Genomic DNA, 13,933 nt, shown 5'->3' on the forward strand with positions numbered 1-13,933 from the left:
GCGGCCGGCTGTTCCGGCAGACGTTCTCCTCGTCTGCCCGGAACAGGTCGTCGATCCCCTCGCCTGCGGCCGCGAAAGATGCCGGGCGAGCCCGAGCGGGTGCAGTCGATCCGCGCCAGGCACGAGGAGGGCGACGGCAGTTGAACGGGTCTACAGACCGGCTACCCGGTGCGTCACCTGGCCGCCCAGCACCGTCAACTGCACAGGTATGTCGGGGAGTTCGGTCGCCGGGGCGGCGGCCGGATCCACCGCGAACGCCGTGAGGTCGGCGCGGAAGCCGACCGCGATCCGCCCGGCGCCGCGCTCCTCACCGGCGGCGTGGGCGGCGTTCACCGTCATCGCCCGCAGCGCCTCCATGCCGGTCAGGGCCTGCTCGGGTCCGTGCGGCGGCAGCGCGAGATCCCGGCTCGGCCGACGGTGCCGCGCTCCCGCCATCACACCCAGCGGCGGGTACGGCGCGATCGGCCAGTCCGAACCGAGCACGACCGTCGCCCTCGCGTCCCACAGGTCACGGCAGCGCCAGGCCCGCCCCGCACGCTCCTCGCCGAGCCGCCGCGACCAGTTGTCGCTGTGGTCGGCCCACGTGAAGTCGCAGCAGTGCGTGGGCTGCATCGACGCGATCACGCCCAGCTCTGCGAACCGCCGCACCGTGTCGTCCGGCACCGTCTCGATGTGCTCGACGCGATGCCGTACGTCGCCGGGGGCCCCGGCCCGCGCCTTCGCCACGGAGTCGAGCGCGTGCCGCACCGCCGCGTCCCCGATGGCGTGCGTCGCGGTCGGCACGCCCGCGCCGTGCAGGGCGGTGACGACGTCGGTGTACGCGGCCGGGTCCGGCCAGAACGCGTGCGTCGACTCACCGTGGCAGTCGGGCCGCTCCAGCCACGCGGTGCCGTTGTCGATGGTGCCGTCCATGAACAGCTTGACGCCGTCGACGGACCACAACTCGCCACCGCGCGCCTGTAGTTGAACGAGATGGTGCACGGCATCGGCGTCCGCGCCAGGCTGGCACCAGGGCGCGACCCGCAGCCGCACGGCCAGCTCCGCGTCACGGTCCAACTCCTCGTACAGCTCAAGGCTGTCCCCATTGGCGTCCATGGCATGCCCGCCGGTGAGCCCGCTCGCGGCCATCTCCCGCAGCGTCCGCGCGAGCCGCTCGCGGCGATCGGTGCGGGTGGGCTGCGGCGCGGCCCGCTCGACGAGTTCGCAGGCGGCGTCCTCCAGGAGCATCCCGGTGGGCCGCCCGTCGGCGTCGCAGACGATCTCGGCGGCCTGGTCGAAGGCGCGCGGTCCGTCGACCCCGGCGAGTTCGAGGGCGCGGGCGCTCGCCAACATCGAGTGCGCGTCGAAGAGTTGGAGCAGCGCGGGAACCCCGTCGAGCACGGGTTCCAGCGCCGCGGCCTCGATGGCCCGCTCCCCGAACACATTCGGATCGAGTCCCCAGGCGTGCAGCCAGGCACCCTCGGCGAGCGCCTCTCGCGCCCGCCCGAGCTCGGCACGCACGTCGTCGAGGCTCTCGCACCGCGACAGATCGACACCGGCGGTGAGCTCGGCCCCGGACACGGGATGCGTGTGCCCATCGACGAGCCCGGGCGTCACGACGGCCCCCTTGAGGTCGACGACGACGGTGGTGCTCCCGGCGAGCGCGCGCACCTCCCGGTCGTCACCGAGCGCGCTGATCAGGCCCCCGGTGGCGGCGAGCGCGGTGTACGGCCGCCCCCCGCCGTCGACCGGATCGAGAAACCGGGCGCCGAGAAGGATCAGTTCGGGGTGGTGCATGGTGCGCATCTCCTCATGGGTGCTTCAGTCGTGTTCTGTCGATCGCGCATCAGGGCCGGGTGGGCACAATCAAGCCCCGCCGGCGATTGAGGCGCGGGGCCCGGGGCAGAGCCCCGTGACCGCAACCCCGTCGCGGCTCAAGAGTCCAATGCCCCGCCTGGAAGGCCCAGTTGAGACTCGGCCACCCAAAACGCCATCCGCCCGACCCCGACCGGCACAGACCCCACGTCAGTGCCCGCGTTCGCGCCGAGCCCATCCAGCACAACCAGAATCTGCATCGCCACCACCTCCGGATCCGCCGCCCGGAACTCCCCGCCCGCCACGCCGTCCGCGAGCAGCCCCGTCAGCCGCCCCCGCCACTCCGCCTCCTGCACCTGGACCCGCTCGCGCAGCGAGGCCCGGTACCGGCTCAGATGGCGCGCGTTGATCCACAACCGGCTGATGTCGTCCCACGCCGGCCCGGACGTCCGCGCCAGGAACCCGGCGAGCCGCTCCACGGCGGACGTATCCGCATCACCCTCGGGGAGCAACGCGTCGAGCTCCCCCGCGGCAGCGCTCCCGAACGCCTCCGCCACCAGCTCCTCCGCCGAGGGGAAGTAGTGGCTCACCAGGCCCGGACGCACCTCCAGATCCTCCCCGATGCGCCGCAGCGTGATGCACTCCAGACCTTCGGAAAGCGCAATCTCAGCGGCCTTCGCAACGATTTCCGCACGCCTGGCGGCCGGAGATTTTCGGATTCGCTTGCGCTCAACGCTTGACGACATGCTCGCCACGTTATTGAGTGTGCGACCAATAAGCAAGCAGGTGGGACGAGACCAGCACCCCGGAGGGCCCCATGGCGTCCACGCTTCCCGACCCGTCTCCCGACGCGGGCGGCCCGGCGGCAGTCACCGCAAACACCCCGCCCGTCGAGGACTCCGCGGCGGCCTCCCGGATCGAGGCCCACGGCATCGACCACATCCCCGACTCCGAACGCCGCGGCAGGGCCCGCGAGTTGTTCTCGGTCTGGGCCGCGGGCGGCATCAACTATCTGAGCCTGGTGGTCGGCGGCGCCCTGGTCCTGATGGGCCTGAACCTGTGGCAGGCCCTCGCGGTGCTGTTCGTGGGCAACCTGTTCTGGATCCTCACCGGCTGGCTCTCCGTCTCCGGACCCGCGGCCGGTGCCCCCAGCGAGGTCATCACCCGCGCCCTCTACGGTGTCATCGGCAACCGCGTGAACAACGCGATCGTCGGCTGGGTGATCTCGGTCTGCTACTTCGCGCTGAACCTCTCGGCCGCGGCCGTCGCCGCGTTCTCGCTGGTCGCGAAGGTCGGCATCCCGGTGAACACGGGAGTGAAGGCCGCCGTCATCGTGGTCATCGCGGCGCTCACGCTGACCATCAGCGTCTACGGCCACGCCCTGATCCTGAAGCTGTATCTGCCGATCAGCCTCGTCCTCGCCGCGGCCTTCGTCGTCGTGGCCGTCGTGGTCGTCCGGCACGCCGACTTCGGCTACGTACCCGCACACCACCTCACCGGCATCGACCTGTGGGCGACGGTGCTCGCCGGTGTCACCCTCATTGCCTCAGGGCCGCTGTCGTACACCACCAGCGCGGACTTCTCCCGCTATCTGCCCCGCACGACGCCGAAGCGGGCCATCGTCGGCTGGACCGCGCTCGGCGGCTTCCTGCCGGGCGTGGGAGTCTCGGCCCTCGGCGTGCTCGCCGCCACGACCGTCGACATGACCGACCCGCAGGCGGCCCTGGAGAAGATCCTGCCCGGCTGGTTCACGCCCGTCTTCCTGCTCGCCCTGGTGCTCGGCACCATCGCCATCAACGCCCTGACCGCGTACAGCGCGGGCCTCGCCCTGCAGGCCGTCGGGCTGCGCATCCGCCGCTCCGTCAGCGTCCTGTTCGACGGCACGGCCGCCGTCGCGCTGACCCTGTACGGGCTGCTCGTCTCGAACTTCCTCGACACCGTCAGCAACGTCATGCAACTGACCGTCGTGCTGCTCGGCCCGAGCATGGCGATCTACGCGACCGACATCGTGCTGCGCCGCAACCGCTACGACGGTCCCGCCCTCGCCGACGAGTCGCCCGGCAGCCCGTTCTGGTACCGCGGAGGAGTCAACTGGGCAGGCGCGCTCTCCCTGTTGGCCGGCGCCGCGACGTCCGCGCTCTGCGTGAACACCCTGTACTTCACCGGACCGATCGCCGCGGCCCTCGGTCACGTGGACCTCGCGCTGCCGGTCGGCATGGTGGTGGCCTGCCTCTGCTACGCGCTGACGATGCGCCGCCCGGGCGCACTGCGGAACGTGACCCCCTCGTGACGCGATCCTCGCTCATCCCGCACAACCGGCTCTGGACAGCGCTTACCGGGGAGTAGAGCATCGGTGCCACCTGTGCATGGCACTGATCGTCGAGGGAGCCGCGTTGAGCAAGGACCGTACGTACGACTACGTCATCGTCGGGGCCGGCTCCGCCGGCTGTGTGCTCGCCGGGCGGCTCTCCGAGGATCCCTCCGTCAGGGTCGCCCTCGTCGAGTCCGGGCCGCGCGACCGCAAGACCGAGATCAGGATCCCGGCCGCGTTCCCGAAGCTGTTCAAGACGCTCTACGACTGGGACTACTCGACGACTAGTCAATCCGCCCTGGCCGACCGCGAGTTGTACTGGCCGCGCGGGCACACCCTGGGCGGCTCCTCGGCCATCAACGCCATGATGTGGGTGCGGGGCCACCGCGCCGACTACGACGCCTGGGGCGAGGCAGCCGGATCCCCCTGGTCGTACGACGAGTTCGTGCGCTACTTCCAGCGCGCCGAGCAGTGGCAGGGGGCGGCGCGGGAGGACTCAGTGTACGGCACGGGCGGCCCGCTGCACATCTCGCCGCCGCGCCACCCGAACCCGACCACGGCCGCGTTTCTCGACGCGTGCCGGGACCAGGGCCTGCGTGAACTGGACGAGTTGAACCAGGCCGACCACTCCGGCTTCGCCCTCACGCCCCTCAACCAGTACAAGGGCCGCCGCTGGAGCGCCGCCGACGGCTACCTCAAGCCCGCCGCGCGCCGCCCCAACCTCGACGTCCACACCGGCGCCCGCGTCACCCGCATCGACTTCGACGGCAACCGCGCGGCCGGCGTCGTCGCCTCCGGGATACCCGCGGGCACCCTGCGCGCCACCCGCGAGGTCATCCTCTCCGCGGGTGCGATCAACTCGCCGCAGCTGCTCCAGCAGGCGGGCATCGGTGACCCGGAGGCCCTCGCGGAGGCGGGCATCGACACCTTCGTCGCATCGCCCGACGTCGGCCGCCACCTCCAGGACCACCTGATGTACGCGCTGAACGTCCGCGCCGCGAAGCCGATCTCGCTCACCGGCGCCGACTCGCCCGCCAATATCGCCCGCTTCCTGCTCGGCGGACGCGGACCGCTCACCTCGAACGTCGGCGAGGCCGTCGCCTTCCTGTCCACCAAGCCCGAACTGACGGCCCCCGACATTGAGTTGATCTACGCTCCGGTGCCGTTCGTGAACCACGGTCTGGAGGCGCCGACCGAGCACGGGCTCACCCTCGGCGTGATCCTGCTCCAGCCCAAGAGCGAGGGCCGGATCACCCCGGGCGGGCCCGACGGGAAGCCGCGCATCGACCCGGACTACCTGGCCCACGACGAGGACGTGCGCACGCTCGTCGCCGGTGTGCGCCGGGCCGAGGAGCTGCTCGCCCAGAGCGCGCTGGCCGCGCACCATACGGAGCCGATGGGCGGCTACCCCGGCGTCGTCGACGACGAGGCGCTCACCCGCTCGGTGCGCGCGAGCGCCGAGACCCTCTACCACCCGGTCGGCACCTGCCGGATGGGCTCCGACGAGGGCTCGGTCACCGACCCGCGCCTGCGCGTGCGCGGCACCGAGGGCCTGCGCGTCGTCGACGCCTCCGTCATGCCGCGCATCACCCGCGGCCACACGCACGCGCCGACGGTCGCCCTCGCGGAACGGGCCGCCGACCTGATCCGCGAGGACGCCACCAAGCAGCGCTGAGCAAAAGGGGAGTTACGACCCCACGCTCACCGTGAACCGGCGCGGATTGCCGTCGTGCGCCGCGCCGGACACGTCCGGCTGCCCCTCCGCCTGCACGTCGTCGTAGGGGAAGGCGTAGCCGATGGGCGAGTTGGCGTGCACGATGCGCGACCAGTGGTTGGTCGTGGCGTCCTGGTAGTAGTCCGCGGTCGTCAGGCCGTTGGGCTGCTCCGGGTGCGTGAGCATGATGCTGCGGTTGAACCCGGCGGCGAGGCGGGACAGGATGCCCTTCTTGTCGTCGGAGTCGCCCGGGTTGTTGGCGAACGGCCCGTGGTTGCAGGTGAAGACGTCCTTGGAGGCGGGCTTGGCGAAAGTGTGCCCGCCGTTGAAGGTGAGCGTGTCGCCGCTGACCCGGCCCGTGAAGGTGCCGCGCCCGCCCTGGAGGTCGATCTTCAGGTCGGTCGAGGCGTACTTGGCCCACACCTTGTCGATGTAGTCGCTCCACACGTCGCGGAACGGCATCTCGTCCGGCTTGTCGAAGTACGGCGCCATGAGGTTCTGCGGGGAGATCGCACGCAGCACCTTTCCGTCCTCGCCCTTGATGACGAGCTTGTCCCAGGGCTGCCCGTCCTTGGCGGCCTGCGCCGCGAGATCCGAGGCGATCTTGTCGATGGCGCCGTCGGGGAGCGGGGCGACGGTGTGCGTGGCGTCGCCCTCCAGCTTCAGGCCGATGGGCAGGGCCGTGACCAGGTCGACGTAGCTGATGTTCGCGTACAACTGCTCGGAGGTGAAGGTGAATTCGGCGAACGCCCAGGTCTTGCCGTAGTTCGCGTCCTCCTTCGTGGCGAAGGCGGGCTCGACCAGGGAGGGGCCGGGGTTGAGGAAGAAGTCGAGCGTGTCGTCGCGTACGAAGTAGACGCGGGCGCCGTACATCTGAGGCAGCGTCACGACCTTTGGCGCCGAGCCCGCGGCACCGAGCGGGATGGCGCAGTCGACGGGCAGCGGGGTCTGCGGGGCGCTCGGCGACTCGGGGCGGTAGACGCTGCCGTCGGAGCGCAACAGCACCCAGTCGCCGGTCCCGTTCTCGTGCCCGGTGACGTAGGCGCGGACCGTGCCGCCCAACGACGTGTTCTCCAGGGCGAGTTCACAGGTGGCGGGTGCGGCGCCCGCGGTCCAGGAGGGAACGGTGAGTGCTGCGGCCGTCGTGGCGAGACCCGCTCCGGCACTGGCGAGAAATATTCTGCGCGAGATCACGATGCGCACTCCCTGAATGTGGGGGGTGTGTGGGGGAGCCCCACTGTGGCGAGGGGGAACAGAGCCGTCAATACTTTGCGCAGGGAGCGCTCCCATTTTTTGTTTGCGTTCAATTGTTGAAGCCGGATCGTTCGGTTCCTCTGGTCTGAACCAGCCCAGGTCAGCGTGGTGCGAGGGCGGTTGTCAGTGCCCGGTGCAAGACTCTGGAGTCCGGAAGAGAAACCCTCGACGAGGAGGGCAGGACCCATGATCACTACGGAGTTCGTGGACGGCGCGCCGAACTGGCTGGACCTCAGCACCCCCGACATGGACGGTGCGATCTCGTTCTACAGCGGCCTCTTCGGCTGGACCTTCCAGTCGGCTGGACCAGAGGCCGGCGGGTACGGAATGTTCCAGCTCGAAGGCAGGACCGTGAGCGGTGCCATGACGGTCACGGCCGAGCAGGGCGAGCCCGGCTGGACCGTGTACTTCCAGAGCGCGGACGCGGAGGCCACGGCGAAGGCGGTGGAGCAGGCCGGCGGCAGCGCCCTGCTCCAGCCGATGGACGTGTTCGACCTGGGCCGCATGGCCGTCTTCACCGACCCGGCCGGTGCCCCCTTCGGCATCTGGCAGCCGGGAAAGAACAAGGGCCTCGAATACACCAGGGACGACGGCGGGCTCAACTGGGTGGAGCTGTACGCCCCCGATGTGGCCGCCGCGAAGCGGTTCTACGGATCGGTCTTCAACTGGGGCGCGTTCGACGTCGAGTTCCCCGGCGGGAGCTACACGACGATCAATCCGCCGGGCACGGACGAGAACGCGATGTTCGGCGGCCTCGCCAAGCTGGACAGCGATCCGTCGGAGGCCCAGGCGGGCCCGCACTGGACGCCGTACATCCACGTCCCGGACGTGGACGCGACGGCGGACCGTACACAGGAGCTGGGTGGGACGGTGCGCTCCGAGCCGGTCAGCATCGCCGGTGTCGGGCGGATCGCGAAGCTGGCCGACCCCTATGGAGCGGGGTTCGCGGTGCTGCGGGGGGACCCCGAACAGCAGTGACCGATCGGGCGTCGGCGGCGTCCCCGGTGCCCGATTGCCGCCCGTTGATGGAGTGTTGATCAAACGTTTTTCGGCGGGCGGCACACTGGCCGACATGTACGCGAACACGACCCTCACGCCTGCCGGCCCCACCTGGCAGGACCAGGCCCTGTGTGCCCAGACCGGCTCCGAGTTCTTCTTCCCCGAGCCGGGCAGCTCCGTGCGCGAGGCCAAGACGATCTGCGGCCTGTGCACGATCCGGCAGAGCTGCCTGGAGTACGCCCTCACGCACGACGAACGGTTCGGGGTGTGGGGCGGACTCTCCGAGAAGGAGCGACACCGGCTCAAGAACAGCTGACGGCGTCGCCGTACGCCGCCGGGCGTCCCGGGCCGACGGGGGCCGGGACGATATTCGGTGGGCCCGCCCGGTGGCGGCAGGCACACTCGTCGCATGCCCGAAGCACGCGTGACCACCGCCGCCCGACTCCTCGACACCCTCGAACCGCTGCCCTTCCCCGGGCGGGTGCGCGAGATCGCGCGCCGGGCCGGGGAGCTGGCGGCGAGTGGTGAACTGGCCGACGTCCTCGCGGAGCTGGACGCCCAGGGCAGCTACGAGCGGAGCGTCTGCGCGCTGCTCGCCTGCGTCGGGCGCGATGCCGACTGGGTCGCGGGGCACCTCGCCGACCCCGACCCGTTCGTGCGCGGGCACGCCCTGCGCGCCGCCGACGGGCTCGACGTGCCCGACGCCGCGTTCGAGACCGCGCTGCGCGACGCACCCGAGGCCGTCCGGCGCGGGCTGCTGCGCTCGCTGGCGAGCGGCCGGCGCCCCGCGCTCGCCGACCGGTGCGTGGCCGAGGTGCGGGCGGAATGGGGCGACGCCGAGGCGGCGAGGCTGCTGCCCGGCTGCTCGCCCGACGTCCTCGCGCGGCTCCTGCCGGACGTGTTCCACGCCGTGCGGAGCTGGCGGGCGCTCGTCAGGCGGTACCCCGGCATCGTCCTGGACGTCGCCGAAGGGCAACTGGCGGGGCTCCCGGAGGCCGCCCGCGACGGCTGGTTCGGGCGGTACGCGCGGATGCTGGTCGCCGTGTCCCCGGCCGCAGCGCCGCGCGCGCTCGACCTCCTCGACGCGTACCCGCCCACCCGCTTCCCCGCCCTGCTCGGCCGCTGCCTGGACGCGTGGGCGAAGGCCGCGCCCGAGCGGGTGCTGCGGATGTACGCGGGTCCCTGGCGCAGGACGCTGCCCGGCCCGCGCCGACTGAGCCCCGCCGCCCTGCGCGCCTTGGCCCGCTCCGGGGCGCCGGAACTCGACGGGTACGCCCGTGCGCTCGCGGGCAGCACCGGTGACCTCGCCGCACTGCTGCGGGCCCAGGCGCCGTCCGCCCGCTGGGCGACGTACGAGACGGCCATGGCCGGGCGGGGCGTCGCGCACGAGGGGGCGCCCACCGAGCTGCTCGACGTCCTGCCGCGCGGGCACGTCGCCGCCGTGGCCCGGCTGGCCGCCGAGGCCGCACGCAAGCAGGGCGCCGACTGGACCACCGTGCTCGCGGCCGAGTCCTACCTGCCGCCCGACGAGGCCCGCGCAGCACTGGACGCCGCCACGCGCAGGCCCCGCGCCGAGGACCGCGCCGCGGCCTGGCCGCTGCTCGTCCGCAACGTCGCCCGCGCCGCCGATCCGGGTCAACTGGCGGAACTGACAACCAAGTTGGCGGGAAGGCTGCGCAACGAACAGGACCCGGTGCGCGGCGCCGCCCTGCGCGCCCTCGCCGACGACGTGCATCCCGCGCTCTGGTCGCCGGACGCGCTGCCGCACCTGAGCGAGCTCGTCGCCGACGCCCTCCAGGCGCGCGACCGCTCCTACCCGACGACCGGCGCGCTGTCCCGGCTCGTCCTCGGCGTCCTGCGTGAGCACGCCGTGGACCAGGACCCCGTGCACACCGGCTGGGCGCTGGGCGTCCTCGTCGGCCTGCACGGCTACAGCGGCGGCGTCGACCTCGGTCGCCTCGACCGCACACTGCGCCGCGGTCAGGAGCACCAGGTTTTCGCGGCGCTGCGCAGGCGCATCGACGTTGAGGTGAAGAAGGGCGAGTACCGCCTCGTCCTCGCCCTGGCCCGCGCCACGGGCCGCCGCGCCGCCGGGATGACGGAGCTCCAGGAACTGCTGCGGCACGCCGTCGAGCACGGCAACGACGCCACGGTCCGCTCGGCGGTTCAGCTGTGGCTCGAACCGCCCGCGACCCGCGACGAACGCGCCGCGCACATCCTCGACCTGGAGCCGTCCGCCGCCGAACTCGGCTGCGTGGCCCAGGTGGTGGCCCACCGGCGCACGGATCTGCTCGACCGCTTCCTCACCGACCGGCCGCCGTACGGGCGCTTCCTCACGGACAAGAGCGCGTGGGCCTTCCCGGTGGGCGGGGCCGCGGTGCGGCGCTGGCTGCCGCGCCAACAGCAGGCGTATCTGCGGCAGTTGAAGCGGCTCGCGGACGACGCCGGACTGCGGCACTGGCGCCGCAGCACCGCCATCCAGTGCGCCGCCGACGTTCCCGAAGGGGGCCGCGACCTGCTCGGGAAGTGGGCCGACGCCTCGGACGTCACGCTCGCCGAGGCGGCCATCGCCGCGCTCGGCCGCACCGGCGAGGACCTGCCGCTGCTGCTCGGCCACGCGGGCGGCGACCGGGCCCGGGTCGCGGTGTACGCCGCGACGCAGGCGTCCCGACACGTCCGCCCGTCCGAACTGGCGCCGCTGCTCGACGAGTTGCTCACCGGTCCGGGCAAGAAGGTGACCAGCCGCAAGGAGGGCGCACGCCTCGCGGCGACCAGGCTGCCCGCGCCCGACGCCGCCCGGCTGCTCGCGCGCGCCTACGCGGCGCCGGACGCCCACCGCGACGTACGCGCCGCCTGTGTCGCCTTCGTCGCCCGTGGCCTGCTCGGCGAGGAGCCGGCCTGGGAGATCCTCGCGGACGCCGTGCGCGAGGGCCGGGAACCGGTGGTGCGCGACGCCGCGCTGCGCCGGGCACCGCTCGATGTCGCCGCGGGACACCGCGGGCGGTACGCGGCGCTCGTCGCCGCCGTCGCGGGCACGGACGACGACGAACTCGCGGCCACGGCCCTCGCCGCGCTCGCGCGCTGGTCCGCCTGGTCGCCGCAGGCGCCGGAGCTGTTCGCCCGGGCGCTCGGCGACGTGGCGCGCCGGGCCCCGGCGCTGTGGCGCACGGCCGCCGCTGGCCTGGTCGGGGAAGCCGCCCGCACACCAAAGGGCGCGGACGTGCTGCTCGGCGCGCTCACCGCCCTCATGGACCACGGGCCCGCGCCGGACGCGGGGGAGGAGTTGGACCGCCCCGCGCACCGCAGGGTCGAATGCGTCGCCGGGCTGCTTGCCGACCGGGCGCCGCACGAGGCGGCGCTGCGCCCCGTCGCCCGGTCGGTGGCGCGGCGGCTCGCCGAGCGGGACCCGTTCGTGGCGTCGGCCGCGCGGGCGCTCCTCGGCGCGGTGGACCTCTCGGACCCGGGGCCCGGCCTGCGGGAGCTGGCCGCGCTGCACGCCGAGCGTCCCGCACTCGCCGCGCGCACGGCGGACGCGCTGCGGGGGCGACTGCGGCGGGAGGACGGGCCGGGGGTGGAACTGGACCGGACGGTGAGCACACTCGCCGCGGCCGGCACCCACCCGGAGGGGCTGTTCGCGTGGGCGATCACGGCGGCGGCCGGGGAGCGTGCGGCATGGCCCGCGGCGTGGCGGGCCCACCTGGCGGCCCTGCGGGCCCATCCGTCCCCGGACGTCCGCGACGCCGCCTCGCGGACGAACACGGCGCCGTAGCGGCGTGGGTCGGGAGGTTGCGCCTGCCCGTCCCCACGCCGCGGGGCTCTGCCCCGGACCCCGCGCCTCAATCGCCGGCGGGGCTTGATCTGGTCCCGCAGCGCCGCAATCGGCGGCGGGGCTTGAATGTGGCACCGGCGCCGCCGCAAGGTGCCGGCGGGGCTTGGCCGGGGTCAGGCAGACGCCGCCCGCGCCGCCATCCGCGCCTTTCGGGCCGCCAGCTTCTCGTCGAACTTCGACGCCTCGGTGTCCAGGCCGTTCATGAACAGGCCCAGCTCCTCCTGCGCCTTGAGGCCCTCGGGGCTCAGGCCGTCGATCTCCATGACCTTGAGGAAGCGCAGCACCGGCTGGATCACGTCGTCGTGGTGGATGCGCATGTTGTAGACCTCGCCGATCGCCATCTGCGCAGCGGCCCGCTCGAAGCCGGGGATGCCGTGTCCGGGCATCCGGAAGTTCACGACGACGTCGCGCACGGCCTGCATCGTCAGGTCGGGGGCGATCTCGAACGCGGCCTTGAGCAGGTTGCGGTAGAAGACCATGTGCAGGTTCTCGTCCGTGGCGATCCGGGCGAGCATGCGGTCGCAGACCGGGTCGCCGGACTGGTGTCCGGTGTTGCGGTGCGAGACGCGGGTGGCCAGCTCCTGGAAGGAGACGTAGGCGACCGAGTGCAGCATCGAGTGCCGGTTGTCCGACTCGAAGCCCTCGCTCATGTGCGACATGCGGAAGGCTTCCAGCTTGTCGGGGTCGACGGCGCGCGAGGCGAGCAGGTAGTCGCGCATCACGATGCCGTGCCGGCCCTCCTCCGCCGTCCAGCGGTGCACCCAGGTGCCCCACGCGCCGTCGCGGCCGAACAGCGAGGCGATCTCGTGGTGGTAGCTGGGGAGGTTGTCCTCGGTCAGCAGGTTGACGATGAGGGCGGTGCGGCCGATCTCGGTGACCTTGGACTGTTCCTTGTCCCAGGCCTCGCCGTCCTCGAAGAACTGCGGGAAGTTGCGGGCGTCGGACCAGGGCACGTAGTCGTGCGGCATCCAGTCCTTGGCGACCTTGAGGTGCCGGTTGAGCTCCTGCTCGACGACTTCTTCCAGCGCGTGGAGCAGGCGGGCGTCGGTCCACGTGGTCGACGAGCCGAGGCGGGGGGAGATGACGGTCACGGGGGCTCCTGGGGGACGGAGGTAATGCGAGCGGAGATACCTACGGTGTCGTAGGTTACGTTGCCGTAGGTTAAGCGCCCAATAAAGATGGCGGTTACGTGTGGAGCTCTCGCAGGCGAACTGAGAGGCAGGTCACACACCCCTCCAGCTTTTCGAACTCGGAAATGTCCACCAGAACCGGCTCGTACCCGAGGTCGGCGAGCTGCTCCGCCGACTTGGGCGCGCTCTGCGCCATGAGCAGCCGGTCCCCGCCGAGCAGCACCACATGCGCCCCGGACTCCTCGGGCACCGGCAGGAAGCGCGGGAACAGGGAGGCGTGCTCGACCAGCGGCGGATGTCCGACGACGGTGCCGTCGGGCAGCGCGGTCACTGCCGTCTTCAGATGCAGCACCTTGGAGAGCGGTACGGCGACCACGCGCGCGCCGAGCGGCTCGAAGACGGCGCGCAACTGCTGCACGCCCGCCGCGTTGGTGCGCCCGCCGCGCCCTACGTAGATCGTGTCGCCAATCTTCAGTACGTCGCCGCCGTCGAGGGTGCCCGGCTCCCACACCCAGTTGACGGAGCAGCCGAGCCGCGCCACGGCCTCCTCGACGCCCGCCGTCTCCGGGCGCCGCGACTCGGCGCCGGACCGGGTGATCAGTGCGACGTTGCGGAAGACGACCACCGTGTCCTCCACGAACACGGCGTCCGGGCACAGGTCGACCGGCTCCACCAGGAACGTCTCCCAGCCGTGCGCCTCCAGTGCGTCGACGTACCCCTTCCACTGCTCCTGTGCCTTCTCGGCGTCGACCGGGGTCCGCTCGATGTGGGTGACGAGCCCGTCCGCGATGCGCGGTCCGGGGCGGCGGACGAGGGCCTTCTTGCTGGGCACGGCGGACTCCATGACGAAACGCGAGAGTGACGGTGCCCACATCATGCACAGGGCGACACGTGTCGCGGAA

At 72.3% G+C, this 13,933-nt stretch carries 10 protein-coding genes; 5 read left to right on the top strand and 5 right to left on the bottom strand.

Features of this window, described 5'->3' with window-relative positions:
- Positions 1–150: 150 nt before the first annotated feature.
- Positions 151–1,776 (bottom strand): amidohydrolase, encoded by a 1,626-nt coding sequence (locus ACIA8D_RS30725; RefSeq protein WP_399237385.1) that lies wholly within the window; start codon positions 1,774–1,776, stop codon positions 151–153.
- A 137-nt stretch (positions 1,777–1,913) separates the two neighbouring features.
- Positions 1,914–2,540, bottom strand: a complete 627-nt coding sequence (locus tag ACIA8D_RS30730) for a TetR/AcrR family transcriptional regulator (RefSeq protein ID WP_399237468.1) — start codon at positions 2,538–2,540, stop codon at positions 1,914–1,916.
- A 71-nt stretch (positions 2,541–2,611) separates the two neighbouring features.
- On the opposite strand from ACIA8D_RS30730, the gene ACIA8D_RS30735 reads away from it, so the two are divergent.
- Positions 2,612–4,084 carry a purine-cytosine permease family protein gene (locus ACIA8D_RS30735; RefSeq protein WP_399237386.1) on the top strand — a complete coding sequence of 491 codons (1,473 nt, stop codon included), beginning with the start codon at positions 2,612–2,614 and terminating at the stop codon, positions 4,082–4,084.
- 76 nt (positions 4,085–4,160) lie between these two features.
- The gene (locus ACIA8D_RS30740) at positions 4,161–5,780 is read left to right on the top strand and encodes a GMC family oxidoreductase (protein WP_399237387.1); all 1,620 of its coding nucleotides are present in this window, start codon (positions 4,161–4,163) and stop codon (positions 5,778–5,780) included.
- 12 nt (positions 5,781–5,792) lie between these two features.
- Here the strand turns inward: ACIA8D_RS30740 and ACIA8D_RS30745 are convergent, their stop codons facing one another.
- Entirely contained in the window at positions 5,793–7,013 is a 1,221-nt protein-coding gene (locus ACIA8D_RS30745) for a glycoside hydrolase family 64 protein (RefSeq protein ID WP_399237469.1), read from the bottom strand.
- 246 nt (positions 7,014–7,259) lie between these two features.
- On the opposite strand from ACIA8D_RS30745, the gene ACIA8D_RS30750 reads away from it, so the two are divergent.
- From ACIA8D_RS30750 to ACIA8D_RS30760, 3 genes are all read left to right on the top strand, one after another.
- Complete coding sequence (locus ACIA8D_RS30750; protein ID WP_399237388.1) at positions 7,260–8,051, top strand: VOC family protein; 792 nt, start codon at positions 7,260–7,262, stop codon at positions 8,049–8,051.
- Positions 8,052–8,145: 94 nt separating this feature from the next.
- Complete coding sequence (locus tag ACIA8D_RS30755) at positions 8,146–8,388, top strand: WhiB family transcriptional regulator (RefSeq protein WP_399237389.1); 243 nt, start codon at positions 8,146–8,148, stop codon at positions 8,386–8,388.
- A gap of 93 nt (positions 8,389–8,481) precedes the next feature.
- The gene (locus ACIA8D_RS30760) at positions 8,482–11,841 is read left to right on the top strand and encodes a hypothetical protein (RefSeq protein ID WP_399237390.1); all 3,360 of its coding nucleotides are present in this window, start codon (positions 8,482–8,484) and stop codon (positions 11,839–11,841) included.
- 173 nt (positions 11,842–12,014) lie between these two features.
- Here the strand turns inward: ACIA8D_RS30760 and ACIA8D_RS30765 are convergent, their stop codons facing one another.
- Positions 12,015–12,992, bottom strand: a complete 978-nt coding sequence (locus ACIA8D_RS30765) for an acyl-ACP desaturase (protein ID WP_399237391.1) — start codon at positions 12,990–12,992, stop codon at positions 12,015–12,017.
- A 94-nt stretch (positions 12,993–13,086) separates the two neighbouring features.
- Complete coding sequence (gene ddaH, locus ACIA8D_RS30770) at positions 13,087–13,863, bottom strand: dimethylargininase (protein ID WP_399237392.1); 777 nt, start codon at positions 13,861–13,863, stop codon at positions 13,087–13,089.
- Positions 13,864–13,933 lie beyond the last annotated feature (70 nt).

Source organism: Streptomyces sp. NPDC051684, assembly GCF_044453445.1.
GTDB lineage: Bacteria > Actinomycetota > Actinomycetes > Streptomycetales > Streptomycetaceae > Streptomyces.

What these genes read in the sequence shown, in the direction of transcription:
- ACIA8D_RS30725 (WP_399237385.1), bottom strand. Translation starts at nt 1,776, where the DNA reads ATGCACCACCCCGAACTGATCCTTCTCGGCGCCCGGTTTCTCGATCCG.
- ACIA8D_RS30730 (WP_399237468.1), bottom strand. Translation starts at nt 2,540, where the DNA reads ATGTCGTCAAGCGTTGAGCGCAAGCGAATCCGAAAATCTCCGGCCGCC.
- ACIA8D_RS30735 (WP_399237386.1), top strand. Translation starts at nt 2,612, where the DNA reads ATGGCGTCCACGCTTCCCGACCCGTCTCCCGACGCGGGCGGCCCGGCG.
- ACIA8D_RS30740 (WP_399237387.1), top strand. Translation starts at nt 4,161, where the DNA reads ATGGCACTGATCGTCGAGGGAGCCGCGTTGAGCAAGGACCGTACGTAC.
- ACIA8D_RS30750 (WP_399237388.1), top strand. Translation starts at nt 7,260, where the DNA reads ATGATCACTACGGAGTTCGTGGACGGCGCGCCGAACTGGCTGGACCTC.
- ACIA8D_RS30755 (WP_399237389.1), top strand. Translation starts at nt 8,146, where the DNA reads ATGTACGCGAACACGACCCTCACGCCTGCCGGCCCCACCTGGCAGGAC.
- ACIA8D_RS30760 (WP_399237390.1), top strand. Translation starts at nt 8,482, where the DNA reads ATGCCCGAAGCACGCGTGACCACCGCCGCCCGACTCCTCGACACCCTC.